27 protein-coding genes are annotated in these 22,801 nt (G+C 52.8%); 16 read left to right on the top strand and 11 right to left on the bottom strand.

The window, feature by feature from the left end:
* Nucleotides 1-50: 50 nt before the first annotated feature.
* Genes ACFQ0F_RS07230 through ACFQ0F_RS07205 form a run of 6 tightly spaced genes read right to left on the bottom strand, consistent with a single transcriptional unit; the run spans nucleotide 51 to nucleotide 4,859 of the window.
* Nucleotides 51-1,511, bottom strand: coding sequence for an RNA polymerase factor sigma-54 (locus ACFQ0F_RS07230; protein WP_379072140.1), 1,461 nt, complete (start codon nucleotides 1,509-1,511; stop codon nucleotides 51-53).
* Nucleotides 1,511-2,236 carry an LPS export ABC transporter ATP-binding protein gene (lptB, locus tag ACFQ0F_RS07225; RefSeq protein WP_340675587.1) on the bottom strand — a complete coding sequence of 242 codons (726 nt, stop codon included), beginning with the start codon at nucleotides 2,234-2,236 and terminating at the stop codon, nucleotides 1,511-1,513. Before lptB ends, ACFQ0F_RS07230 begins: the two co-directional genes overlap by 1 nt.
* A complete protein-coding gene (lptA, locus tag ACFQ0F_RS07220) occupies nucleotides 2,233-2,808 on the bottom strand; it encodes a lipopolysaccharide transport periplasmic protein LptA (protein WP_340675588.1) in 576 nt (191 codons plus the stop codon). The genes lptB and lptA overlap by 4 nt, the downstream gene beginning before the upstream one ends.
* On the bottom strand, nucleotides 2,792-3,355 hold the full coding sequence (gene lptC / locus ACFQ0F_RS07215; RefSeq protein ID WP_340675589.1) for an LPS export ABC transporter periplasmic protein LptC: 564 nt from the start codon (nucleotides 3,353-3,355) through the stop codon (nucleotides 2,792-2,794). The genes lptA and lptC overlap by 17 nt, the downstream gene beginning before the upstream one ends.
* A complete protein-coding gene (gene kdsC / locus ACFQ0F_RS07210; protein WP_379070643.1) occupies nucleotides 3,355-3,888 on the bottom strand; it encodes a 3-deoxy-manno-octulosonate-8-phosphatase KdsC in 534 nt (177 codons plus the stop codon). Before kdsC ends, lptC begins: the two co-directional genes overlap by 1 nt.
* Entirely contained in the window at nucleotides 3,888-4,859 is a 972-nt protein-coding gene (locus ACFQ0F_RS07205; protein ID WP_340675591.1) for a KpsF/GutQ family sugar-phosphate isomerase, read from the bottom strand. Before ACFQ0F_RS07205 ends, kdsC begins: the two co-directional genes overlap by 1 nt.
* 144 nt (nucleotides 4,860-5,003) lie before the next feature.
* On the opposite strand from ACFQ0F_RS07205, the gene ACFQ0F_RS07200 reads away from it, so the two are divergent.
* Genes ACFQ0F_RS07200 through hisC form a run of 10 tightly spaced genes read left to right on the top strand, consistent with a single transcriptional unit; the run spans nucleotide 5,004 to nucleotide 12,761 of the window.
* Nucleotides 5,004-5,807: an ABC transporter ATP-binding protein gene (locus tag ACFQ0F_RS07200; RefSeq protein ID WP_379070640.1), complete on the top strand. Its 804-nt coding sequence runs from the start codon at nucleotides 5,004-5,006 to the stop codon at nucleotides 5,805-5,807.
* A gap of 6 nt (nucleotides 5,808-5,813) precedes the next feature.
* Nucleotides 5,814-6,593 carry a lipid asymmetry maintenance ABC transporter permease subunit MlaE gene (mlaE, locus tag ACFQ0F_RS07195; protein ID WP_379072137.1) on the top strand — a complete coding sequence of 260 codons (780 nt, stop codon included), beginning with the start codon at nucleotides 5,814-5,816 and terminating at the stop codon, nucleotides 6,591-6,593.
* Nucleotides 6,593-7,099, top strand: coding sequence for an outer membrane lipid asymmetry maintenance protein MlaD (mlaD, locus tag ACFQ0F_RS07190; protein WP_379070637.1), 507 nt, complete (start codon nucleotides 6,593-6,595; stop codon nucleotides 7,097-7,099). Before mlaE ends, mlaD begins: the two co-directional genes overlap by 1 nt.
* Nucleotides 7,100-7,145: 46 nt before the next feature.
* On the top strand, nucleotides 7,146-7,781 hold the full coding sequence (locus tag ACFQ0F_RS07185) for an MlaC/ttg2D family ABC transporter substrate-binding protein (protein WP_379070634.1): 636 nt from the start codon (nucleotides 7,146-7,148) through the stop codon (nucleotides 7,779-7,781).
* A complete protein-coding gene (locus tag ACFQ0F_RS07180; protein WP_340675595.1) occupies nucleotides 7,781-8,110 on the top strand; it encodes an STAS domain-containing protein in 330 nt (109 codons plus the stop codon). The genes ACFQ0F_RS07185 and ACFQ0F_RS07180 overlap by 1 nt, the downstream gene beginning before the upstream one ends.
* Nucleotides 8,107-8,358 (top strand): BolA family protein, encoded by a 252-nt coding sequence (locus tag ACFQ0F_RS07175; RefSeq protein ID WP_340675596.1) that lies wholly within the window; start codon nucleotides 8,107-8,109, stop codon nucleotides 8,356-8,358. Before ACFQ0F_RS07180 ends, ACFQ0F_RS07175 begins: the two co-directional genes overlap by 4 nt.
* Before the next feature lie 41 nt (nucleotides 8,359-8,399).
* Nucleotides 8,400-9,671 (top strand): UDP-N-acetylglucosamine 1-carboxyvinyltransferase, encoded by a 1,272-nt coding sequence (gene murA, locus ACFQ0F_RS07170; RefSeq protein WP_340675597.1) that lies wholly within the window; start codon nucleotides 8,400-8,402, stop codon nucleotides 9,669-9,671.
* The gene (gene hisG, locus ACFQ0F_RS07165; protein WP_340675598.1) at nucleotides 9,668-10,312 is read left to right on the top strand and encodes an ATP phosphoribosyltransferase; all 645 of its coding nucleotides are present in this window, start codon (nucleotides 9,668-9,670) and stop codon (nucleotides 10,310-10,312) included. The genes murA and hisG overlap by 4 nt, the downstream gene beginning before the upstream one ends.
* 34 nt (nucleotides 10,313-10,346) lie before the next feature.
* Nucleotides 10,347-11,648, top strand: a complete 1,302-nt coding sequence (hisD, locus tag ACFQ0F_RS07160) for a histidinol dehydrogenase (protein ID WP_379070628.1) — start codon at nucleotides 10,347-10,349, stop codon at nucleotides 11,646-11,648.
* A 39-nt stretch (nucleotides 11,649-11,687) separates the two neighbouring features.
* On the top strand, nucleotides 11,688-12,761 hold the full coding sequence (gene hisC, locus ACFQ0F_RS07155) for a histidinol-phosphate transaminase (RefSeq protein ID WP_379070626.1): 1,074 nt from the start codon (nucleotides 11,688-11,690) through the stop codon (nucleotides 12,759-12,761).
* Between the two features lie 38 nt (nucleotides 12,762-12,799).
* On the opposite strand, the gene ACFQ0F_RS07150 is transcribed toward hisC, so the two are convergent.
* A complete protein-coding gene (locus ACFQ0F_RS07150; protein WP_379072134.1) occupies nucleotides 12,800-13,939 on the bottom strand; it encodes a S1C family serine protease in 1,140 nt (379 codons plus the stop codon).
* Between the two features lie 77 nt (nucleotides 13,940-14,016).
* Between ACFQ0F_RS07150 and ACFQ0F_RS07145 the strand changes: the two genes are divergently transcribed.
* On the top strand, nucleotides 14,017-14,769 hold the full coding sequence (locus tag ACFQ0F_RS07145) for a Nif3-like dinuclear metal center hexameric protein (RefSeq protein WP_379070623.1): 753 nt from the start codon (nucleotides 14,017-14,019) through the stop codon (nucleotides 14,767-14,769).
* Nucleotides 14,770-14,776: 7 nt separating this feature from the next.
* Here the strand turns inward: ACFQ0F_RS07145 and pdxH are convergent, their stop codons facing one another.
* Nucleotides 14,777-15,412 carry a pyridoxamine 5'-phosphate oxidase gene (gene pdxH, locus ACFQ0F_RS07140; protein ID WP_379070620.1) on the bottom strand — a complete coding sequence of 212 codons (636 nt, stop codon included), beginning with the start codon at nucleotides 15,410-15,412 and terminating at the stop codon, nucleotides 14,777-14,779.
* Nucleotides 15,409-16,431, bottom strand: coding sequence for a hypothetical protein (locus tag ACFQ0F_RS07135; RefSeq protein WP_379070617.1), 1,023 nt, complete (start codon nucleotides 16,429-16,431; stop codon nucleotides 15,409-15,411). The genes pdxH and ACFQ0F_RS07135 overlap by 4 nt, the downstream gene beginning before the upstream one ends.
* Before the next feature lie 118 nt (nucleotides 16,432-16,549).
* Here ACFQ0F_RS07135 and ACFQ0F_RS07130 point away from each other — a divergent pair, with 118 nt between their 5' ends.
* On the top strand, nucleotides 16,550-17,092 hold the full coding sequence (locus ACFQ0F_RS07130; RefSeq protein ID WP_379070614.1) for a C40 family peptidase: 543 nt from the start codon (nucleotides 16,550-16,552) through the stop codon (nucleotides 17,090-17,092).
* Between the two features lie 26 nt (nucleotides 17,093-17,118).
* Here the strand turns inward: ACFQ0F_RS07130 and ACFQ0F_RS07125 are convergent, their stop codons facing one another.
* Entirely contained in the window at nucleotides 17,119-17,892 is a 774-nt protein-coding gene (locus ACFQ0F_RS07125) for a ferredoxin--NADP reductase (protein ID WP_379070611.1), read from the bottom strand.
* Nucleotides 17,893-18,032: 140 nt separating this feature from the next.
* Nucleotides 18,033-19,223: an alpha/beta fold hydrolase gene (locus ACFQ0F_RS07120; protein WP_379070608.1), complete on the bottom strand. Its 1,191-nt coding sequence runs from the start codon at nucleotides 19,221-19,223 to the stop codon at nucleotides 18,033-18,035.
* A 188-nt stretch (nucleotides 19,224-19,411) separates the two neighbouring features.
* Here ACFQ0F_RS07120 and ACFQ0F_RS07115 point away from each other — a divergent pair, with 188 nt between their 5' ends.
* The 4 genes from ACFQ0F_RS07115 to lpxO all read left to right on the top strand — a co-directional run bounded on the left by ACFQ0F_RS07115 (nucleotide 19,412) and on the right by lpxO (nucleotide 22,755).
* Nucleotides 19,412-20,176 (top strand): glutathione S-transferase N-terminal domain-containing protein, encoded by a 765-nt coding sequence (locus tag ACFQ0F_RS07115; protein ID WP_379070605.1) that lies wholly within the window; start codon nucleotides 19,412-19,414, stop codon nucleotides 20,174-20,176.
* 18 nt (nucleotides 20,177-20,194) lie between these two features.
* Nucleotides 20,195-21,244: a hypothetical protein gene (locus ACFQ0F_RS07110; RefSeq protein WP_379070603.1), complete on the top strand. Its 1,050-nt coding sequence runs from the start codon at nucleotides 20,195-20,197 to the stop codon at nucleotides 21,242-21,244.
* Between the two features lie 2 nt (nucleotides 21,245-21,246).
* On the top strand, nucleotides 21,247-21,783 hold the full coding sequence (locus ACFQ0F_RS07105; RefSeq protein ID WP_340675609.1) for a DUF2058 domain-containing protein: 537 nt from the start codon (nucleotides 21,247-21,249) through the stop codon (nucleotides 21,781-21,783).
* Nucleotides 21,784-21,855: 72 nt separating this feature from the next.
* On the top strand, nucleotides 21,856-22,755 hold the full coding sequence (gene lpxO / locus ACFQ0F_RS07100; protein WP_340675610.1) for a lipid A hydroxylase LpxO: 900 nt from the start codon (nucleotides 21,856-21,858) through the stop codon (nucleotides 22,753-22,755).
* Nucleotides 22,756-22,801 lie beyond the last annotated feature (46 nt).

The following is a 22,801-nucleotide window of genomic DNA, read 5'->3' as shown; positions in this document are numbered from 1 at the left end:
TCGCTTCACATCAACATCCGTTATGACTTTACTTAGCCATGCCCAAATTATTAAAGCAAGCGCTTTCGATCGGTAGATGATGGAATGTTGAGCGACTCGCGATACTTAGCCACAGTACGCCTTGCGACCTCAATACCTTGCTCTAAAAGTAGGTCCGCTAACTTGCTGTCACTCAATGGTTTTCTCTGATTTTCTTGGCCTACGAGCTTTTTAATCATGGCGCGAATGGCTGTTGATGATGCCTCGCCACCGGAGCTAGTTCCGACGTGTGACGAGAAAAAATACTTGAGTTCAAACAGACCACGAGGAGTGAGCAAGTATTTTTGCGTGGTGACGCGAGAAATTGTCGACTCATGCAGGCCGACCTCATCGGCGACCTCACGCAAAATCAGTGGTTTCATGGCCTCTGGGCCTTGCTCTAAGAAGCCACGTTGATGCTCAACGATGCAAGTCGCTACCTTTAGCAGGGTTTCATGACGGCTTTGTAGGCTTTTGATCAGCCAGCGCGCCTCCTGCAAGTTGTCACGAATATATTGGTTGTCAGGGCTGCTATCGGCGCGACGAATCATGCCGGCATAACCCGCGTTGACGCGTAATTTCGGTGCAGCATCGGGGTTTAGCTCAACTCGCCAGAAACCGCGCAGCTTGCGCACCACAACATCAGGAATGACTTGGCGCTCATCATCGGCACTCGCCCAGCCTTCGCCAGGATGAGGCTTAAGCTCGCGTATCAATGCGATGGCGGCGTGAACGGAGCGCTCTGATAAGCCCGTGGCTCGCGTTAAGCCGGCAAGGTCGCCCGACGCTAGTCGAGCGGTGTGCTCACGTAAGATTAACTTGGCGCCGTCTAAGTATTCGGTGTCATCGGGCTTTTGATTGAGCTGAATCAATAGGCATTCGCTGAGATCGCGAGCGGCCACGCCAGGTGGGTCGAATTGCTGAATGCGATGTAGAACAGCGATGACTTCGTCTTCTTCAGCCTCTTCATTGCACCAGCTCAGCGCGGTTTCGGCGAGCTCATCAAGGCTGACCGTGAGGTAGCCGCGGCTATCAAGGCCATCAATAATGGCTTCAGCGATGACTCGATCTAGCGTGCTAAAAGGCGTCACATTGAGTTGCCAATGCAAATGGTCTTGCAGCGTTTCTATCGCCGCCTTGCGGGCCTCAATGGGCTCGCCATCTTCGTCGACAGGCTCGCCACCGCTGCCGCTATTGCTACCAATATAGATATCATCCCAGGCGGTATCGACAGGGAGGTCATCAGATAGTTGGTCGTGTTTATCGAGATCTAGCGATTCGCGGACAGGTTCTTCTTTCGGCGCGGCCTCAATGTGCTCGCCATCATCTGAGCCTTGGCCGTCATCGAGTTCTAGTAAAGGGTTGTCGTCGAGTGCAGCCTGAACCTCTTGTTGTAGCTCTAGAGTCGACATCGCTAGCAGTTTAATCGCCTGCTGCAGCTGCGGTGTCATTGTTAAGCTTTGACTGATCCCTAGTTGTAAGCTTGGCTTCATCACAACGAGAACTGCTCCCCAAGATAAACTTCACGCACCAGCGGATTGGCTAGAATGGCTTCTGGCGTGCCCTCAGCAATCTCTACGCCGGCGCTAACGATATAAGCCTTTTCGCAAATGTCTAAGGTTTCGCGGACATTGTGATCGGTGATTAGCACGCCAATTCCGCGCTGCTTCAAATGCATGATGATGGCCTTAATGTCGGCCACGGAAATAGGGTCAACGCCTGCGAAGGGCTCATCAAGCAAAATAAACTGTGGGTCGCTGGCCAAAGCGCGTGCGATTTCGACACGACGGCGCTCACCACCAGATAAGCTCATGCCTAAGCTTTTACGAATATGCGTGATGTGAAACTCAGCTAGCAATGACTCAAGTTTGGCCAGGCGCTCGGCCTTTTTCATGCCGCCGCGCGTTTCTAAAATGGCTAAAATATTGTCTTCCACGCTGAGCTTGCGAAAGATCGATGCCTCTTGTGGTAAGTAGCCGATGCCTTTGCGCGCGCGACCGTGCATGGGCAGGTGCGAGATGTCTTGGTTATCGAGCAGGATGCGGCCACGCTCCATCGGCACTAGGCCAACGATCATATAAAAGCTGGTGGTTTTCCCGGCACCGTTGGGGCCGAGTAGGCCGACAATTTGCGCGCTTTCAACGCTCAAGCTGACATCTTTTACGACGGTGCGACCCTTATAGCTTTTCGCTAAATTCTCTACGCGCAATACGCTCATTGTGCCGCTCCCAAAGGTGCGGCTGCAGGCGCAAGTATCGCCTTATCTTTAGTGGGTTTTTTCTCGCCACGTGCTTGTGGTGGAAACACTAGCTGCACACGCTGTTGGCTATTGCCGCTAGCTTCGATTTGCTTTTTCTCGGTCGAATAGACAATGCGCGGACCGCTAAAGCTGGCGCCATCTTGCTTCAGCAAGGCATTGCCAATAAGCGTGATAGTGCCGGTGCGATGATCAAATTGAATCTCGTCGGCGGTGGCATTAACTAAGCCTTTGGCTGGATCGGTGCGCTGCTGATAGCGAGCCGGCTTGCCAAGTGTGCGCGCGGTCGTCAGTGCGCCTTTGTCATCGATGCGCAAAGTCATCGTGTCGCCTTGCACTTTTAATGTGCCCTGAATAACAACGACATTGCCGCGATACACGGCTTCGCCCGCTTTCTCATCGAAGCGAGCGTTATCGGCGCTGATATTGACGGGCTGCTCTGCATCTTCAGGCAGCGCCCAGCTCAGCACGGGAGTGAGTGTTGTAGCCGCGAGCAATAGCAGGCGGGCGATGCGCTTAGCGCGATGGTGCATATGACACCTCAACGGCGGATGAAAGTTGCAAGTTTTTGCCCTGTAAGTCAGCAGTGAGGCCAGTGCCGCTCATCTTGCCCTGCGTGCTAGTGATAGTCACGCGCTCAGGCGTAGAGACACGGTTGGCTTTCGGCTCGATGCGCAGGCGGGAAGTGCTTAATTGTAGCGGTGCTGCATTGGGCATAGTGCGCACAGCAATTACTTGGCCATTAAACCACGCCTCACTGCTAGGGTCGCCGCTGGTCGCAGTTAGGCTAGTTAAGCGCCACATGGGTTGGCCCTTGTCATAGAGGCGCAAGTCGGGTTGGGTGAGATCGAAGCGTTCGGGGCTGGGGCGATGTATTAGCTGCGTGCCGTTGGCTGTGCGTAGTAATTGGCCGTCGGGGCCGGTTTCCCAGAGTGCGAGGCCATCGACGATATAGTCAGGCGTGCGGCCATCGCTGCTGTCACCTAGCTCTTCGCTGTTCCAGCCGCCATAGCCGTAGTAGCCCAGTGCGCCGACAATCAAAAGAAGGCCGGAGACTCTTAGCAGCGGGCGCGTATCCATCAGTGTGCCAAGTACGGCGCGAGCGCTTCGTCGTAACGATCTTGCGCCATGAGCAATAGATCGCAGACTTCGCGCACGGCCCCGCGGCCGCCAGAAAGCGTGGTGACATGGTCGGCGCGCTGGCGTAATTCGCTGTGGGCATTGGCCACTGCAACGCCAAGGCCTGTCGCTAAAATGGCGGGCAGATCGGGCCAGTCATCACCAACATAGGCGACTTCTTCCAAGCTTAAGTTCAGCGTTTGGATAAGCTCATGCAGTGCCACGAGTTTATCTTCGCGACCTTGCTGCAAATGCTTGATGCCTAAGTTTCGGGCACGACGTTGTACTAATTCAGTGGTGCGGCCGGTGATGATGGCAACTTGTACGCCAGTGCTTTGCAGCATTTTGATGCCATGGCCATCTTGCGTGTCGAAGGTTTTTGTCTCGTCACCAGCTTCGGAAAAATACAGGCGGCCATCGGTCAGTACGCCATCGACATCAAGCGCTAATAGACGAATATTGCGGGCTTTTTCTTTTACGCGGCAGGAAATCATTACACCACTCCGGCACGGAGGAAACCGTGCATATTGGCGGCGCCGACGGGGCGGCGTTCGGCATCAATTACCACGACGCCATTAATGCGGCGAGCGTCCATTTCTGCCAATGCTTCGGCGGCCAAAATGCCGGCGCGCACGGTGAGGCAGTTTGGCGTCATGACTTGCTCAATGGGCGTATTTTTAATGTCTAAGTTTTGGTCGATGCTGCGGCGTAAATCGCCATCAGTATAGAGGCCGGCGAGGCGACCATCGGCATCAACAACGGTGGTCATGCCTAAGCCTTTGCGGGTGATTTCGAGCAGGGCATCGCGAATGGAGGTGCCTACGCTGACCATTGGTACGTCGTCGCCTTTATTCATGATGTCATCGACGCGTAATAAGAGACGGCGGCCTAAAGCGCCGCCCGGATGCGATAGCGCAAAATCTTCGGCAGTGAAACCACGGGCCTCTAATAAAGCCACGGCTAAGGCATCGCCAAGTACCAAAGTTGAGGTCGTTGATGAGGTTGGGGCTAGGCCCAGCGGGCAGGCCTCTGGTGACTTACCAATCGTCAGAGCAACATCGGCTAACTGAGCCATGCTGCAAACAGGTAGGGCGGTGATGGTAATAAGTTTGGCGCGCAGGCGTTTGATGACCGGAATGATGCCGAGAATCTCATGAGCTTCACCAGAATTAGAAATTGCGATGATGACGTCATTGCCAGTGACCATGCCGAGATCGCCGTGGCTAGCCTCACCTGGGTGCATAAAGAATGCTGGTGTGCCGGTAGAGGCGAAGGTGGCCGCCATTTTCTTGCCGATATGGCCGGACTTGCCCATGCCTGTGACAACAACGCGACCAGTGCAGGCCATAAGCAGTTCGCAGGCGGCGCCAAAAGCTTCATCGAGCAATGGGCGCATGGCGTCTAAGGCGGCGATTTCGACAGTCAGTACGCGCTGCCCAGTGGCGATAAAGTCGCTTTGGGTCATATCGGCATCCTTTCAGGCTAAATAAATTATCGTGGCTAATTATGAACAAGCGCGCCAGTCGCGGCCAGTCCTAAGCGATGTTTCCGATACAGTAATCATCGATGCTATGATGCGCGCCATTCTTTAGTTAGGCGATGCCTTGCCATGTCCGATACTGCTGATGATTTAGTCACCATTTCCGACTTGCGCTTTAAACGTGGCGAACGGGTGATTTTTGATGGCGTCAATGTACGCATACGCCGCGGCCAAGTCACGGCCATTATGGGCCCGTCGGGCTGCGGTAAAACTACCTTGCTACGCTTTATTGGTGGTCAGCTACGCCCGGCCAGCGGCAGTGTAAAAGTTGCAGGTCAAGAAGTGCCGAAACTATCGCGTGATGACTTATTTAAGCTGCGTGCCCGCATGGGCATGCTATTTCAGTCGGGTGCGCTATTCAGCGACTTATCGGTCTATGAGAATGTGGCATTTCCGTTGCGTGCGCATACCAAGTTACCTGAAGAGTTGATCGGCGATATCGTGCGTTTGAAGTTGGAGTCGGTTGGTTTGCGTGGTGCTGAGAAGCTGGCGCCGGCTGAGCTTTCGGGCGGCATGGCGCGGCGTGCCGCACTTGCCCGTGCCATCGTACTAGACCCCGAATTGATCATGTATGACGAGCCTTTTGCTGGCCAAGATCCTATTGCCATGGGTGTTTTAGTGCGCTTGATTCGTACTCTGCGCGAAGCCCTGAAGCTGACCTCTGTTATTGTTTCGCACGATGTCGATGAGACGCTGTCCATTGCCGACTATATTTATATTTTGGCCAATGGCAAAGTTGTCGGCGAAGGCTCGCCCGATGAGCTGCGTGCTTCTGAGTCGCCACTGGTGCAGCAATTCCTCAACGGTAGCGCCGATGGTCCGGTGCGCTTTCACTACCCATCGCCCACGTGGGCCGATGCGCTGAGGTCCTAAACTATGTTGTCTGCAATCTCCCGTTTAGGTTCGCGTGGACTGGCTGCTATTGCCACCCTAGGCGATGCCTTCATCATGCTTTGGCAAGCCATTATGTGTTGGCCGCGTTGGCGTTTGGCCCTGCCGCTATTGATCGCGCAGATTTTTTCTGTCGGCGTTTTATCGCTAGTGATTATCGTGATTTCCGGCCTCTTCATCGGCATGGTGCTTGGTCTTCAGGGCTACAACATTCTCATCACCTATGGCAGCGAGCAAGCGCTCGGCACCATGGTCGCCTTAACGCTCACCCGTGAGCTTGGCCCAGTGGTCACCGCGTTACTCTTTGCTGGCCGCGCTGGCTCGGCATTAACCGCTGAAATTGGCCTAATGAAAGCCACCGAGCAGCTATCCAGCATGGAAATGATTGGCGTTGATCCTTTGCGTCGCATTATTGCGCCGCGCTTTTGGGCAGGTGTCATCAGCATGCCTTTATTGGCGACGATTTTTGTTGCTGTTGGTATCTTGGGTGGTCGCGTAGTTGGCGTCGATTGGCTGGGAATTTTTGAAGGCTCGTATTGGGCCAATATGCAGCAATCAGTCAACTTCGCCGATGATGTCTTGCGTGGCTTGTTGAAAGCAGTGGTATTTGGCATCGCGGTAACGTGGATTGCCGTCTACCAAGGCTATGCTAGTGAACCCACTAGCGAAGGTATTTCTCGTTCGACCACTCGTACGGTGGTTTATGGCTCGCTGGCAGTGCTGGCACTCGATTTTATTCTCACTGCGGTGATGTTCGGAGGCGTGTGATGCGTATTAAGTCTATTGAGTTAATGGTGGGCAGCTTTTTGCTGATGGCTTTCGCCGCGCTGATGTTTTTAGCGATCCAAGTCAGCGGTTTGTCAGGCGAGTTAAATAAGCCTAGCTATCGCGTCTATGCGCTATTTCAAAATGTCGGCGGCCTCACCGTGCGGGCAAAGGTGACCATGGCTGGTGTGCCGATTGGCCGTGTCGAATCCATTACGTTAGACCCGAAAACACTGTTGGCGCGCGTTGAGATGTCGATTGAAAATGACGTTAATGACATCAGCACAGATACCGTTTCTGCGATTTTGACCGCCGGCCTATTAGGTGAAAAGTATATTGGTCTTACGCCGGGCGCCGATGAAGAAGTATTGAAAGAAGGCAGCCGTATTTATCAAACGCAGTCATCGTTGGTGCTTGAAGATTTGATCAGCAAGTTCTTGTTTAACAAGGCAACTGAGACGCCACCTGCAAGTGCTGCGTCATCGCCAACGGCAGATGAAGCGTTTTAAGAGTTAATTTGGCAAACGCCAAAGCCTAAAAGTTTGGAGATTTGATATGTCGCGCTTTCTAACATGGTCTGTTTTGGTTCCTGTACTTGCCCTAGCTTCGCCTGCGGTAGTGCAGGCCGCTGTTGAAACTAACCCGCAAGTAGTAGTGCAAACGGCCATTACTCAGCTCACCGCACGCATCGATAAAGACCGCGCGGCGCTGCGCAAAAGCCCAACAGCATTAAATGCGGTAATCGAAGAAAATATCACACCATTTGTTGATGTTCCGGGCATCGCACGTGGTGTTATGGGTCAGTATTTTCGCCAAGCTAGCGATGCTCAGCGCGATCAATTCGCCACCATATTTAAACAAAGCATGGTACGCACTTACGCCAACGGCCTGACTTCCTATGACAATCAAAAAGTCACAGTGAAGCCTTACAAGCCCGGCGATGATGCTAATCGTGCACAAGTCGAAGTTGAGGTTGCTTTGGAAAACGGCACTGTAGTGCCAATCATTTTCCAAATGATTCGAGCTGGCGATGGCCGCTGGATGACTCGTAACTTGATCGTCAATGGTTTAAACCTTGGCCTGACTTTCCGTAAGCGCTTCGCAGAAGTCGTCGAGCAAAGTGCTGGCAACTTAGACAAGGCTATTGCTGGTTGGTCGCCTGCCCCAATCGAAGTGGTTAAGGCAAAATAATGAGCCATCAGATTGCGCCGCAGCCCAATGGCTTGAGCTTAGCTGGCCGTGTTGACTACAACAATGCCGGTGCTTGCCAGCGCGAAGGCCAAGCTATTTTGGCCGCTTTGCCAGTTGATAGTGCTTGGACTTGCGAGCTTTCCGCGCTAGAAACAGGTAGTAGCGTTACCGCCGCTGTGCTCATGGCATGGCAGCGTTTTGCTATTAGTCGTAATAGCACGCTGTCGCTAACGCAAGCACCAGAGCGTTTGGTGTCAATTTTAGCCGCCAGTAATTTAGATAAAATTTTTGCCGTAGAACGCACTATGGAAGGAAATGTAACGCTATGAATGCCAGTGAAATCCAACAACTCCTGAGCGCTGCAATTACCGATGCAGATCACATTGCTGTCGAAGGCGATGGCGGGAAATTCAATGTCACTGTGGTGCACAGCTCTTTCGAAACCATGCGTCCGGTGGCTAAACAGCAGTTTATTTACGGCCCCTTGCAAGCACATATCTCCAGCGGTGCCATTCATGCGGTAAGCATGCGTACCCTGACGCCCGAAGAATGGCGTAAAATGAAGCTCTTCGGCTGAACCCTTTCGTTTAACTCTTAGCACAGGCGGCTCGCACTTCCATGGATAAATTATTGATCGTTGGCGGTCGTCGCCTGAGTGGCGATGTGCGCATTTCTGGCGCAAAAAACGCTGCCCTACCTTTATTGGTAGCCCCTCTACTGACCGATGACCCGGTTACCGTCACCAACGTGCCTAAGCTGCAAGACGTGACGACGATTTTAAAAGTCGTCAGCAGCATGGGTGTCGACGTGCAATTTGCCGATGATAATGTCGTGCACATCAATGCAAGCTCGCTGAACTCTGCTGTTGCGCCGTATGAGTTAGTGCGCACCATGCGTGCTTCGATCTTGGTGCTCGGGCCATTGCTTGCACGTCATGGCGAGGCGACAGTGTCTTTGCCCGGTGGCTGTGCTATTGGCTCACGTCCAGTCGACCAACATTTGAAAGCACTGGAAAAGTTAGGCGCTGAAATTAGCGTAGAAAACGGTAACGTGCATGGCAAAGTGAATGGCCGATTAAAAGGCGCGCGCTTGATTTTCGACATGGTGACTGTGGGCGGCACAGAAAATATTATGATGGCCGCGAGCCTTGCTGAAGGCACTACGGTTATTGAAAACGCCGCGCGCGAACCAGAGATTGTTAACCTCGCTGAAATGCTCATTGCTATGGGTGCAAACATCGAAGGCGCTGGTAGCTCAACGATCACTATTCATGGTGTCGAAAAGCTCCATGGCTGCACACATGCGGTGATTCCAGACCGTATCGAAACCGGTTCGTATCTATGTGCTGCCGCCATTACCGGCGGCTCTATTCGCGCCACCCACGCCGACCCATCGCAACTTGATGCCGTCTTACTGAAGCTTGAAGAAGCTGGCGCCGAAATTAACACAGGCCCTGACTGGGTTAGTTTAGATATGCATGGCCGTCGCCCGAAAGCAGTGAGCTTTCGCACCGCACCGCACCCTGCATTTCCTACCGATATGCAGGCGCAGTTTATGGCGCTAAATACGGTGGCGGAGGGTGTTAGCACCATCAGCGAAACCATTTTTGAAAACCGCTTTATGCACGTGCCTGAGCTTAGCCGTTTTGGCGCGCAGATCAGTGTCGATGGCCATACTGCTGTTGTTACTGGCGTTGATACTTTGCTCGCAGCACCGGTCATGGCGACCGATTTGCGCGCATCCATGTCGCTAGTGCTAGCAGCATTGGTGGCTGAAGGTGAGACCGTGATGGATCGGCTTTACCATATGGACCGTGGCTATGAGAGCCTCGATGAGAAGCTGCGCGGCCTTGGCGCCGATGTTCAGCGTTTATCGCGGAGACCCTCATGAGTTTAACGATTGCTTTGTCTAAGGGACGTATTTTAAAAGACACGCTACCCTTGCTGGCAGAGGCGGGTATTGAGCTTTTAGAAGATCCTGAAAAAAGCCGAAAACTGATTTTTCCAACCTCGCAAGACGGTGTGAGCATCATCATTTTACGCGCCACCGATGTGCCCACGTTTGTACAAAATGGTGCGGCTGATATTGGTGTTGCTGGCAAGGATGTATTGGTCGAGCACGGTGCCGATGGTTTATTTGAGCTAGTCGATTTACGCATTGCTCAATGCCGCTTAATGACCGCAGCAGCGGTCAATGCGCCAGCACCAGCAGGGCGTTTACGTGTGGCGACCAAGTTCATCAATACAGCAAAGCGCTGGTATGCCGAGCGCGGCGAGCAGGTCGAGCTGATCAAGCTCTATGGCTCGATGGAGCTAGCTCCGGTGATGGGTTTGGCCGATGTTATTGTTGATGTGGTCGACACCGGAAAAACGCTGAAAGAAAACGGTTTAGAGCCGCGCGAATTGATCATGCAAGTGAGCTCGCGGCTGATCGTAAACAAGCTGGCGATGAAAATGAAACAATCGCAGATTGCACCATTAGTGGCCAAATTGCAGGCCGCAGTGGATGCGCGCGAGTGCGTATCTGCCTAAGGCCGGCGAGCGATATATTTTAGATAGGTAGGGCATGAAAAGACTCGATAGCCGCGACGCCAACTTTAATCAGCAGCTCGATGCATTGCTGGCATGGGAGGGCGTGTCTGATGCCGCTGTGCAAGCGCGTGTTATCGACATCATTACGCGTGTACGTGCCGAAGGTGATACCGCATTAGTCGAGTTCAGCAATCAATTCGATCAAGTTAATGCCGCTACCATGGCTGATTTATCAGTCAGCCCAGAGCGCTTAAAGCAAGCCTATGACGGCCTGCCAAATACTGAACGCGATGCGCTAACGCAAGCTGCTGAGCGCATCCGACGCTATCACGCACATCAAGTGCAAGAGTCTTGGCAGTACACCGAAGCCGATGGCACTATCCTTGGCCAGCAAGTCACTGCGCTCGATCGTGTCGGCATTTATGTGCCTGGCGGCAAAGCCTCGTATCCATCATCTGTGTTGATGAACGCATTGCCGGCAAAGGTCGCTGGTGTTGCTGAGATCATCATGGTGGTGCCGACTCCGCGTGGCGAGATCAACGAATTAGTCTTTGCTGCCGCGCATTTGGCTGAGGTCGATCGTGTCTTTACGCTCGGTGGTGCGCAAGCGGTTGCGGCCTTGGCTTATGGCACCGAAACCGTGCCGCGGGTGGATAAAATTGTGGGCCCTGGCAATGTTTATGTCGCCACAGCCAAACGCCATGTCTTCGGTCAAGTCGGCATTGACATGATCGCCGGGCCATCAGAAATTTTGATTTATTGCGATGGCCAAACCGATCCAGACTGGATTGCCATGGATCTGTTTTCGCAGGCCGAACACGACGAGCAAGCTCAGTCTTTATTGATCGCTTGTGATGCTGCGTATTTGGATGCTGTTGAGGCCTCAATTGAGCGTTTGCTGCCAACTTTGGATCGCGTGGACATTGCCACCACATCATTGCGTGATCGTGGTGCTTTGATTTTAGTGGCCGATGAAACTGAGGCATTGGCGCTGATTAATCGCATTGCGCCCGAGCATTTAGAGTTATCGGTGGCTGATCCTCAGGCTTTATTGCCATCGATTCGCCATGCCGGCGCCATCTTCTTGGGTCGCCACACGCCAGAAGCTTTGGGTGATTATTGCGCCGGGCCAAACCACGTATTGCCAACCTCGGGTACCGCGCGTTTTTCATCGCCGCTAGGTGTCTACGATTTTCAAAAGCGCAGCAGCTTGATTGGTTGCTCGCCACAAGGTGCATCAACACTGGCTGCAGTGGCTTCGGTGTTGGCGCGCGGTGAGGGCTTAACGGCGCATGCGCGTTCGGCCGAATATCGCTTATTGCCTAAGGCTGATTGAAGCGCTTAAGGCGAAAACTTTTTAGGAGTATCAAACGCGATGAGCCGTTTCTGGAGTGCGCGTGTGCGCGAGTTGGTGCCCTATGTGCCGGGCGAACAACCAAAGATCAGCAATCTGATTAAGCTCAATACCAATGAGCATCCATTCGGGCCCTCGCCAAAAGCCATCGCGGCGATGCAAGCGGCTCTGAACGACGACCTGCGCTTATATCCAGATCCTAACGCCGATGCGTTGCGCCAAGCCATCTCCGACTATTACGACCTTGCTGCTCAAGGTGGCGATCAGTCGTGGGTGTTTGTTGGTAACGGCTCCGATGAAGTATTGGCACATGCCTTTCACGGCCTATTTCAGCACGATAAGCCGCTGCTATTTCCCGACATCAGCTACAGCTTTTACCCGGTCTATGCTCAGCTCTATGACATCGCCTACGAGACCGTGCCGCTGACCGACAGCTTCGCCATTAACCCTGCTGACTATTCGCGCCCTAATGGCGGCGTGATTTTCCCCAACCCCAATGCGCCCACGGGCTGTGTATTGGCCTTGGATACGATTGAGCAAATCTTGCAGGCCAATCGCGATGTTGTGGTCTTGGTGGATGAGGCTTATATCGATTTTGGCGGCGATTCTGCTGTGGCTTTAGTCGGCCGCTATGACAACTTGTTGATCACACACACACTATCGAAATCGCGTGCGCTCGCTGGTTTGCGCGTGGGTCTAGCGATTGGCCAGCCGCACTTAATTGAAGCTTTAGAGCGCATTAAAAATAGCTTCAACTCATATCCGCTTGGCCGTGTTGCGCTGGCAGGCGCGCAGGCAGCATTTGAAGACAAAGCGTATTTTGATTCGATGCAGCAGATGGTCATCATGCAGCGCGATAGTTTGACGGCGAAGCTTGAGCGTTTGGGTTTTGACGTGCTGCCATCGGGCGCGAACTTTGTCTTTGCTCAGCACCCTAAGCATGGCGGCGCAGACTTAGCGCAGGCCCTGCGTGAGCGGGCGGTGGTGGTGCGGCACTTCAATAAGCCGCGCATCGATAATTTCTTGCGCATCACCGTGGGCACGCCAGATCAGCATGCCGCCTTAATCGACGCGCTCAGCGAAATTCTCACTTAAGCGCGTCGATATAAACGATTCGGACGAACGACTGAGAGCTAATTCGCTTTCGGTCGCTCGCCCATCGTTACTGTTAATGCTTTTTCCTCTTTATCGCGACGCACCACAATGGTCACCTTGGCATTGGGCTTATAGCCACCTATTTGCCGAATTACCTGATCGGCACTGATCACATCCTTGTCTTCAATATTGATAATTTCATCGCCCGGCTTAAGGCCGGCGCGGTCTGCAGGACCACCTTTCATCACAGCAGCGACAGTGACTTGGCTGTCTTTGGAGCGGCTAGGTGGGCCGTCGCGATGGCTTTGCCCGGCTATCTCAATGCCCAGCCAGCCGCGCACCACATGGCCGTGAGCGATAATCTCTTGTAAGACTTGCTGAGCAATCGGTGCGGCAATAGCAAAGCCGATGCCCATGCTGCCGCCAGAGCGAGAGTAGATGGCGGTATTAATGCCCATCAAATTACCTTGCACATCAATCAATGCCCCGCCGGAATTGCCAGGGTTTATTGCGGCGTCGGTCTGAATAAAGTCTTCATAGGTGTTGATGCCTAAACCACTGCGACCTAGCGCTGAAATGATGCCTTGTGTCACGGTTTGGCCAACGCCAAAAGGGTTGCCGATAGCTAAAACGACATCGCCAACCGCACTAGGGTTTTGGCGGAAAGGTAGGGCGGGTAAGTCACTCAGGGCGATTTTAAGCACCGCAAGGTCGGTGTCGGGGTCTGTGCCAATGAGTTTGGCTTGGACTTCGCGGCCATCATGTGTGGCGACCAATATTTCATCAGCACCGGCAACGACATGCGCATTGGTCAGCACATAGCCATCGCTAGAAACGATAACGCCAGAACCTAGGCTCGATGCCGAACGCTCGCGCGGTGCGGCTTGGCCATGAAAGCGTAGCCATTGCTCCAAAAATGGGTCGATGTTTTGCTTCACGGTTTGCGTGGTGTAAATATTTACCACTGCGGGTGCGGCCTTAGCCACAGCTGGTGCGTAGGAAATAGGCCCGCTTAATGCTGGCGGATTAGCGTTTTCTGATGGTTGCGGAAGATTCAAAGTAATCGGGGCAGGCGTCGGCGAAGATGAAAACGCATCGGGCCATTGTTTCTCAACACCAACATAGCCGACCACTCCGGCCAGTAAAATCCATGGAAGTGCAGTTGCTGCGCGCATAATTTATCCTTCTCGCTATTCAGACAGGGCATTACAGTACGGGCTCGATGCCATGGCATCAAGCTTATCAAGGAGGTTACATGCGATTAAACGCACTAGTAGCGCGGCTCGATGACGAATTAAGCGCAGATAAATTTAGTGATTACTGCCCCAACGGCTTACAAGTTCAGGGCCGCGACGAGGTACACAAAATTGTCAGTGGTGTGACCGCGAGTGAGGCATTGATCGATGCCGCCATTGCAGCAAATGCCGATGCGATTTTGGTGCATCACGGCTATTTTTGGAAAGGTGAGGCGGCGCAAGTGGTGGGCATGAAGCGGCGGCGCTTAGCCAAGTTATTAGCGCATGACATCTCGTTGATTACCTATCATTTGCCGCTAGATGCTCATCCTACACTTGGCAATAACGCACAGTTGGCGCGGCGCTTAGGTTTGTTGCGTGAGTGTTCTTTATATGATGATCCGCGCCAAGTTGGCGATGTGGGGCGTTTAGAAAGTCCCATGAGTGCCGAGGCTTTTGCAGAGCGTATTGCGCATGTCTTACAGCGTAAGCCGCTGCATATCGCTGGCGGACCGGCGCTAATTCAGCGCGTGGCGTGGTGTACCGGCGGTGCTCAAGGATTTATTGAGCAGGCCGCCAGTCATGGTGTCGATGCGTATATTAGTGGCGAGATTTCGGAGCCCACCGTGCATGTCGCGCGCGAATGCGGTCTGCATTACTTTGCCGCTGGCCATCACGCCACCGAGCGTTATGGCGTGCAGGCATTGGGCGAATGGTGTGCGGAAAACTTAGGTCTAAACCACGAGTTTATCGATTGCGACAGCCCGGCCTAAAGCAAGTTTAAGGTTGAAGTCGGCTGCGATGCCAAGCGCCATCACCCGATGGTAAATACAGCACACGATCATGCAAGCGGCTTGGGCGACCCTGCCAAAACTCCACATGATCAGCGACTAGCCTATAGCCGCCCCAGTGCGGCGGTCTAGGTACCTCAGTGGGATACTTCGCCTTCAGCTCTCGCTCTCGCTCTAATAGCAGCTCAGGAGCTTCCAGTGCTTGGCTTTGTGCTGAAACCCAAGCGCCTATTTGGCTGCCATAAGGCCGCGAAGCAAAGTAGGCATCGGAGTCACTAGCGCGAAGCTTTTCAGCACGGCCTTCAATGCGCACTTGGCGCTCAAGTTCGGGCCAAAAGAACGTACTGGATGCATAAGGATTTGCAGCCAATTGGTGGCCTTTACGGCTGTCGTAGTTGGTGTAAAAGTGCACGGCACCATCGGCAATGCCTTTCAATAAAACGATACGCCCTGAAGGTCGCGCATTTGAGTCTACGGTAGCTAAATGCATGGCTGTCGCGTCTGGCACGCCCGCCTCAATCGCTTCATCTAGCCACTGCTGAAGCTGGCCGTAAGGATCAACGTGGCATTGCTCTGGGCTCAAGCCTTTGAGGCCATAATCGAGTCGAATATCCGCTAAGTTCATACCTGTTTTCCAATGAGGTCTTGTATCAGGGTGCGTGTTTCAGGGGCATCGAAGAAGCGCGCAAAATGCTCTTTTAAGCGCCGCTCAATATAGCCAGAGTCATTTAGCGCATTGACCATAGGCTCACCAACAGCGACGACTTCACGTGCAATATGGTCGCGCTCAATGCCCATCAGACGTAAGAAGTGCATAGCTGGCATATTGCCAGCGTGAGCAAACCATGCCTGAACTAATAAGCTGATTTGTTGCTTCATATAGTCTGTTTGGCGAATCTGATTCCAATACAGCACGGCCAAATAGCTTAAGCCTTGAGTTTCTAAATGCCGAGTCGCCTGACCAAGCTGATAAGCCTCTAAGCGCGGCCAGACTAGCTCGGCATATTGGGCGATGGCATCGTTGTTTAAGGCTTTATCGAGCAGCTGCTCACTGAATTTGGCGGTGGCAGAAATATTGCGCGATAAATACGCCTTGATAGCCTGCTCGATAGTTTCATCTAAACGGCCCATGCGGCCTAGCATGTTGCGGCTTACCTTCACTAATGAGCTAAAGCCGGGGACACGGCGAGCGATGGCGTTATCTGTTGTTAAATAATCGACGATGCTGTGGTAAACCACATCGGAGAGCACGCGTGTATAGACCGGGCTGCTAAGCGCGCTGTGAATGAGTTCTTGGCGCAATGCTGGTCTTTCGACTAAACGTTGTACCATTAAGTCGTAAATTTGTTTATTAATGAGCTGCCGCATGGGTTGTTGCTGGTGGCTGGGGTTATTTAACCCAAGCTCCACCAACATGACGGCTTGCTCGCGCATTGTGTCGGTTGGCGAATAGCTTAAGATATTACGCTCTATCCATGAGATGACCTGGCTTTCACTGAGCAAATCTCGAGCGCTGATAGTTTCTAGTAAGTCGCAGTAAGCGTTGGCTTCGATGTCTAGGTGTGTGCGGAGCGCATCACCTTTGAAGTCTTGTAGAAAAAATTGCAGCTGAGCGTTTAAGAGCGCCTCGGCAGGGTGGCTCATTCAGGTCTCCCGCTCGCAAGCATTGCTTGCGAAATGATAATAACTAATAGCCTGCAACATAGCGGGTTGAGTGCGCAAAATCCATGCGCATCTCGCAAAATATAAGAGGATTTACACCATGAAAAACGGTCTTCATCGAAGCGTTTTAGGCATGGTTGGACTGATATTAATGAGTTCGACAGTGTGGGCTGATGGTCCCCGCACATTAAGTAGCGCTGCACCTAAGTTTGCTGACAGTAGCCTTGTATCGCCGGCTGCAGCCGACGATATGGTAATGACTGCTCTGACTTTGATGGGTACACCCTATAAATGGGGCGGCACTTCGCCTGAAGAGGGCTTCGATTGCTCGGGCTTGGTGCAGTATATTTATCGCGATGTTAGCGATGTTGTGCTGCCTCGTACTGCGGCGCAAATGGCAAGCCTAGCCGGTCGAGATGTCACAGAAAAAGAGTTGGTCGTTGGTGACTTACTGTTTTTTCGCTTAGGCAATAGCCGCGCGATTAATCATGTTGGCGTTTATATTGGCGACAATCGTTTCGTACATGCGCCACGAACAGGCGCTGTGATTCGTATTGATCCGCTAACCAATCGCTATTGGATGCGCTACTTCGATCGTGCCCGCCGCCTGTTTACAGACGACGGGCATTTTGTTGCACGCTAAGTGCGGCTACTGCTTAAACGCTGAGCTTATTTCTCAACAAATGCGCGCTCAATGACGTAGTGCGCTTGTTGGCCATGACGCGATTCGGTGAAGCCGCGCTCTTCAAGCATCACCACTAAGTCTTTCAGCATGCTCGGGCTGCCACACATCATCACGCGGTCAGTTTCGACGTTTAATGGCGGTAAGCCAATATCGCTAAAGAGCTTGCCGGACTCGATGAGATTGGTCAGGCGGCCTTGGTTGCGAAACTCTTCGCGCGTAACCGTAGGGTAGTAAATCAATTTTTTGCGTGATTCTGCACCGAAGAACTCGTTGTCATGTAGCTGCTCGGAAATGAAGTCGGCATAGGCTAGCTCGCTGACTTCGCGCACGCCGTGGCAGAGTACGACATGGTCGTAGCGCTCATAGACCTCAGGATCTTTGATGATGCTCATGAATGGCGCTAAGCCGGTGCCAGTCGACAACATATACAGCGTTTTGCCGGGCAAAAGGTTGTCCATGATCAGCGTGCCAGTGGGCTTGCGGCTGACCATCAGAGTGTCGCCTGGCTGTAAATGCTGCAGGCGCGAGGTCAATGGGCCATCGGGCACTTTGATGCTGAAAAATTCAAGATGTTCTTCGTAGTTGGCGCTGACAATTGAGTAGGCACGCATCAGTGGCTTGCCTTCAGTCTCTAAGCCGATCATGACGAAGTGGCCATTGTGAAAGCGTAGGCCGGGGTCACGCGTGGTGGTAAAACTGAACAAAGTGTCATTCCAATGATGAACACTTAGGACGGTTTCTTGGGCTACGTTAGACATGATCAAATCTCTTGACGGGGCTGAGGCGTTGAGCGCGAATAATAAAGTATCGCCGATTTAGTGGCCAGTTTAAGGCGCAAACTTAATCAGAACTATCGGGTAATTCTGATTAAACCTATCAGAAAATCGAATGTTTCTGATTATTGAGAGCGAGGTGCAAGCCAGTCGGCTAGCTGCGGCCACGCCTCTGTTGGCGTATTACTGCCGGCTAAAATGCCCATATGGCCACCGGAAATAAGCGCCAATGTGGCGTCATCGCTGCTGATTAAGTCGGGTAGTGGACGCATTGCGTCGGCTGTGACCATGGTGTCTTGCTTGCCAGCAAAGGCCAGCAAAGAAGCCTTGATGTCGGCAAAGTCTATTTGATGCTTACCAAGGTGAATACGGCCGTCAGCAAGATCATTATCGAGCCAAATACGAATCATCATGTCTTGGATGACGCCGCCGGGGTAGGCCACCATGTCATCGAGAAAGGCGCCGTTGGTGGCGTGATTGACCACAAATTCGCGATCATCGAGACGTGTGATTAGTTCCCAATAGCCCAGCAGGCTATTGGCAGGGCTGAGCATTTTGAATGATAAGGAATTGATCCAGCCTGGAGTATGCAGTAGGCGAGGGCTGAGATTATGCACACGAAATCCTGTGTGCTTGCGCACCCAAGCCGCTTGTTTGGCGAGGCGCTGATACATCTTGCCGAGTGCACCAGAGGCATGGCCGTTGATCGGTGTGCCGACGATAACCAAGTTACGAATGTTCGGGTCTTTGCTGAGCGCGGCATAGCCCAATGACAGCACGCCGCCAATGCTCCAGCCGTGCAGGCTGAGCTCTTCGACTCCAGCATGACGACGGATATGGCTTAAGTAATCCGGCATAAAGTCGGCAATATAAGTCTCTAAATTGTAGTGGGTATGGCGTAGTGTGGGCCGACCCCAGTCAATCAAATACACTGAGAAGCCATGGGCTAGCAGAAACTTGACCAAGCTGCGCTCAGGGAAAAAGTCATAAATATTCATGTTCACCGCGAGTGGCGGCACTAACACTACAGGCACGCGATGGCGCTTCGGATTTACCGCCAATGTGCCTTCGCCGAGCGGAATCTCAGTGTCGGTGAGGGGCAGGTAATGGCGCAGCTTCACCAAACCATTGTCGTGCAAGACTTCATAAGGCGTTTGGCCCGATAGCGTGAGTTCGCGCGTGCGCAGAAAGCGATCATTAGCATTGGTCAATACGCGACTACCTTCGTGGCGCAACACCGCAGCGCGTTTCGCTAGCTTGTGGCGTTGCTGCTGTAGCGACTGACTAAGGCGTTCGGGCAATGATGGGCGTGGCATAAATGGCTCCTGAGCGGCGGGCAATGTTCAAGCTAACGGCTTGAGTATCCGCAGCGCGTACATAATGTGCGAACTATAGCGACTATTCGGTCATTGGCAGTGGCCTAAATGCCGTGAGCGAATGCGTTTGGCGTCAACGCGGCGTTGTGGCAAAGTCATCGCCTTCTTTTGTTTGCGAGATTTATCTCATGTCATTCGCTCATCAACTTAATATTTTAAGCTCAGTTCTGGCCTCAACAGCTGCTGGTTGGCGCGGTGGCGCTGGGCGTGCCTTCTTTAAGCAGCCCGAGCAACGCCCCGTATTGTTTGATATCGAGAACTGCCCATATTGCCGAATGGTGCGTGAAGCGGCGACCGCCTTGCACTTAGATTTAGATATTCGCCCATGCCCGAAAAACGGCACGCGCTTTCGCGCACAGGCCATTGAAGTTGGTGGCAAGCTGCAGTTTCCATTGCTGCAAGACCCCAACACCGGCACCGTACTTTATGAGTCGGGTGCGATCATTGATTATTTATTCCGCGCCTACGCAAATCGCCCAGCGCCAGCTACCTATAAAAAAACGCCGCTACATACTGCGAGTAGCCTATTGGCTAGCGCTACGCGGGCGACTGCGGGCATGCGCGTAAAGCCTTCGCGAGCACCAGAGAAGCCACTGGCATTGTGGAGCTTTGAGATCAGCCCATATTCTCGCCCAGTGCGCGAACTGCTCTGTGAGCTGGAAATTCCCTATAGCCTGCATAACCTGGGCAAAGAGCATTGGACCGAAATTGGGCCAGCTGTGCAGCGCCTGAAGCCTGGTCCTTATGTGCCAAAAGCTGGCGGCAAGCGTGAGCAATTTATGCAAAAGCATGGCCGTGTGCAGCTGCCATTCCTGCAAGATCCTAATACTGGCGCTGAGCTTTTCGAATCCGAAGCGATTTTGTCTTATTTGAAAGCAAACTACGCAATCTAAACTTAAGGCTCGCTCATCATGACCAAGAAAAAAACTCCCGCGCACCCAGTAGTTGCTGCTCTATACGAGGCGCATGTCTCGCATTCGATGGCCTTACTCACTGGTGATGGCCTGCTAGAGCATCTGTCTGCCGAGCTTGATGCTGACTTAGTCAATGCCAAGAAGCTCAAGCTCACACAGATGGTTAGCAAAGAGCAAATTCTGGCCACTGCACGTGCCTATGCCGTTGAGATGCCGATGTCGGGCGGCATTCCTGAGTTGGTCGGTGATATCGCTCGCGTCTTGCATGCGCATCCAATTCACGATGACACCAAGCTCAGCGACATTGTCTCCGACAAGCAAGCGCGCGAAATCATCAATAAAGCCGTTGAGCTGCATGAGTTGCGCGACAAACTTATCCACGCCGTCTTGGGCAACCCTTTATTGGTGGAGATGTCGTCAGATCTTATTTCGCGCGGCATCAAAGGCTATTTGGCGCAAGGCAATGCTGCTGCTAAAGGCATCCCAGGAGCCTCGGCACTGATGGGCTTGGGTAAGTCGGTGCTGAGTAAAGCCTCGCCGGGTTTGGAAAAATCATTAGATGAAGGCTTGCAGGCCTATGTGCGTAAAAGCACGCAAGCCACTTTGCGCACAAGTGAAGAATCGCTTAAGGCCAAGCTTAGCGACGAGACTGTGCGCCGTATTGCGCTTGATGTTTGGGCTGATATTAAGCACTGGCCGGCCAGTCGTTTCCGCGAATATGTGAGCGCGGCAAGCCTGGAAGAAATCTTTGTTATCGGCTATGAGTTCTGGCGCGGCGAACTGCGTCATACGCCGTATTACGGGGTATTACTGGAAGTGGCCATCGATAGCTTTTTCGATAAATATCATGATGCCACGCTGCAATTTTTGCTCGACGAGGTGGGCGTAACACGCGAGATGATTTTCGCTGAGCTTTCACGCTTTGCCCCACCGGCTATTGCTGCATTGCATAAGGCGAAATTACTCGATGGCATCGTGCGTCGCCAATTGCTGCCGTTTTATCAATCTGGTCGCATTGAGGCGATATTGGCTGAGCAGGGAACTTAAACATGGCCTCCTTGAAAGACCAATTAATGCAGGCTGGGCTGGCCAATGCCAAGCGTGCACGTCAGGCCGATCACGCCAAGCGTCAAGCCGCCAAAGGCCGACATGAGGAAGTGCCAGCGGCTGAGCTGGTCAAGCAAGCGCGAGCTGAGCAATTAGTGCGTGATCAGGCTGCCAATAAAGCGCAGCAAGATACTCAGGCTGAAAAAGCCATCGTTGCGCAAATTCGTCAGCTTATTGAAATGCATCAGATCGATCGTAGCGGCGGTGATCAGCCCTATCAGTTTGCAGACGGCAGCAAAATCCGCAAGCTTTGGCTGCGCCCTGCGCAGATCGACCAAGTGGCTCGTGGTCAGATTGCTATTGTGCGTATTGGCGCTGCGGCGTCGATTGAATTTGCCTTAGTGCCGACAGCTATTGCAGAGAAAATTGCACAGCGTGATAGCGCTCGTGTGGTGCTGAAGGTCGAGCGCCAAGCGCAGGCTGTAGCGGATGATGACCCCTATGCGGACTATGTGATTCCTGATGACCTGATGTGGTAGTACGTTGTGGCTTTGACGCCATCCTGCAAGGTAAAATGGCGGCGTCTAGTCGTACCTATTGAGTAAGCAAATATGAAGTGGATAATTCTCGCGATATTCATTGCGTCGGCCATTTTTGTGCAGCGCCGCGGCAAGGTGAAGCACAAGTTTTCGCGGCAGTTTTTCGATCACTCCACTTTGATGGCACCGATCAACGTCATCATGTATTGGTGGTCTAAAGTACCGACCACGCCGTACTTGTCGCAAGACCATTTCCCTGAAGTTGCGGTGCTTGCTGAGCATTGGGAAGAGATTCGCGATGAAGCTAAAGCCTTGGGCGAGAAGGGCTTGATCAAGGCATCTGCTGAATACAACGACGCCGGTTTTAACTCCTTTTTCAAGGTCGGCTGGAAGCGCTTTTATTTGAAATGGTATGAAGACGGCCATCCGTCCGCTGCAGAACTGTGCCCCAAAACCACGGCGTTGGTGCGCAGCCTAGATTCGGTGAAAGCCGCAATGTTTACTGAGCTACCACCGGGCAGTCGCCTAGTGCGCCATCGCGACCCGTTTGCTGGCTCCTTGCGTTATCACTTAGGCCTGATTACGCCCAACGATGATCGTTGCTTTATCGATGTCGATGGCGAACGTTATAGCTGGCGCGACGGCGAGGGTGTGATGTTTGATGAAACTTATATCCATTACGCCGAAAACATGACTGACGAAAATCGTATTATTTTGCTCTGCGATATTGAGCGGCCGATGACGCGGCGTTGGGCGCAAGCGCTGAATAATTGGTTTGCACGCACGGTGATGACGGCGGCTAGCTCGCCAAATACCGACAGCGATAAAACTGGCGGCATCAACAAAGCATTTAGCTATTTATACTTAGTGCGCTTGCGTGCCAAGGCGCTGAAAAAGACCAACCGCACGCTGTATTACGTGCTGAAGTGGTTGATTCTCGGTGGCCTGCTGGCGTGGATATTTATCTTTTAAGCGCTACATCTTAGGAGCTAGCTTATAGCCTGCACTCAGCAGGCCT

Source organism: Paraperlucidibaca wandonensis (genome assembly GCF_042677145.1).
Classification (GTDB): domain Bacteria; phylum Pseudomonadota; class Gammaproteobacteria; order Pseudomonadales; family Moraxellaceae; genus Perlucidibaca; species Perlucidibaca wandonensis.
Note: the sequence above shows the minus strand (reverse complement) of the source record. Positions and strands in the feature narration are given on the sequence as shown.

Coding starts and splice junctions, on each gene's coding strand:
- ACFQ0F_RS07230 (WP_379072140.1), bottom strand. CDS start 1,511: ATGAAGCCAAGCTTACAACTAGGGATCAGTCAAAGCTTAACAATGACA.
- lptB (WP_340675587.1), bottom strand. CDS start 2,236: ATGAGCGTATTGCGCGTAGAGAATTTAGCGAAAAGCTATAAGGGTCGC.
- lptA (WP_340675588.1), bottom strand. CDS start 2,808: ATGCACCATCGCGCTAAGCGCATCGCCCGCCTGCTATTGCTCGCGGCT.
- lptC (WP_340675589.1), bottom strand. CDS start 3,355: ATGGATACGCGCCCGCTGCTAAGAGTCTCCGGCCTTCTTTTGATTGTC.
- kdsC (WP_379070643.1), bottom strand. CDS start 3,888: ATGATTTCCTGCCGCGTAAAAGAAAAAGCCCGCAATATTCGTCTATTA.
- ACFQ0F_RS07205 (WP_340675591.1), bottom strand. CDS start 4,859: ATGACCCAAAGCGACTTTATCGCCACTGGGCAGCGCGTACTGACTGTC.
- ACFQ0F_RS07200 (WP_379070640.1), top strand. CDS start 5,004: ATGTCCGATACTGCTGATGATTTAGTCACCATTTCCGACTTGCGCTTT.
- mlaD (WP_379070637.1), top strand. CDS start 6,593: ATGCGTATTAAGTCTATTGAGTTAATGGTGGGCAGCTTTTTGCTGATG.
- ACFQ0F_RS07185 (WP_379070634.1), top strand. CDS start 7,146: ATGTCGCGCTTTCTAACATGGTCTGTTTTGGTTCCTGTACTTGCCCTA.
- ACFQ0F_RS07180 (WP_340675595.1), top strand. CDS start 7,781: ATGAGCCATCAGATTGCGCCGCAGCCCAATGGCTTGAGCTTAGCTGGC.
- ACFQ0F_RS07175 (WP_340675596.1), top strand. CDS start 8,107: ATGAATGCCAGTGAAATCCAACAACTCCTGAGCGCTGCAATTACCGAT.
- murA (WP_340675597.1), top strand. CDS start 8,400: ATGGATAAATTATTGATCGTTGGCGGTCGTCGCCTGAGTGGCGATGTG.
- hisG (WP_340675598.1), top strand. CDS start 9,668: ATGAGTTTAACGATTGCTTTGTCTAAGGGACGTATTTTAAAAGACACG.
- hisD (WP_379070628.1), top strand. CDS start 10,347: ATGAAAAGACTCGATAGCCGCGACGCCAACTTTAATCAGCAGCTCGAT.
- hisC (WP_379070626.1), top strand. CDS start 11,688: ATGAGCCGTTTCTGGAGTGCGCGTGTGCGCGAGTTGGTGCCCTATGTG.
- ACFQ0F_RS07145 (WP_379070623.1), top strand. CDS start 14,017: ATGCGATTAAACGCACTAGTAGCGCGGCTCGATGACGAATTAAGCGCA.
- pdxH (WP_379070620.1), bottom strand. CDS start 15,412: ATGAACTTAGCGGATATTCGACTCGATTATGGCCTCAAAGGCTTGAGC.
- ACFQ0F_RS07135 (WP_379070617.1), bottom strand. CDS start 16,431: ATGAGCCACCCTGCCGAGGCGCTCTTAAACGCTCAGCTGCAATTTTTT.
- ACFQ0F_RS07130 (WP_379070614.1), top strand. CDS start 16,550: ATGAAAAACGGTCTTCATCGAAGCGTTTTAGGCATGGTTGGACTGATA.
- ACFQ0F_RS07125 (WP_379070611.1), bottom strand. CDS start 17,892: ATGTCTAACGTAGCCCAAGAAACCGTCCTAAGTGTTCATCATTGGAAT.
- ACFQ0F_RS07120 (WP_379070608.1), bottom strand. CDS start 19,223: ATGCCACGCCCATCATTGCCCGAACGCCTTAGTCAGTCGCTACAGCAG.
- ACFQ0F_RS07115 (WP_379070605.1), top strand. CDS start 19,412: ATGTCATTCGCTCATCAACTTAATATTTTAAGCTCAGTTCTGGCCTCA.
- ACFQ0F_RS07110 (WP_379070603.1), top strand. CDS start 20,195: ATGACCAAGAAAAAAACTCCCGCGCACCCAGTAGTTGCTGCTCTATAC.
- ACFQ0F_RS07105 (WP_340675609.1), top strand. CDS start 21,247: ATGGCCTCCTTGAAAGACCAATTAATGCAGGCTGGGCTGGCCAATGCC.
- lpxO (WP_340675610.1), top strand. CDS start 21,856: ATGAAGTGGATAATTCTCGCGATATTCATTGCGTCGGCCATTTTTGTG.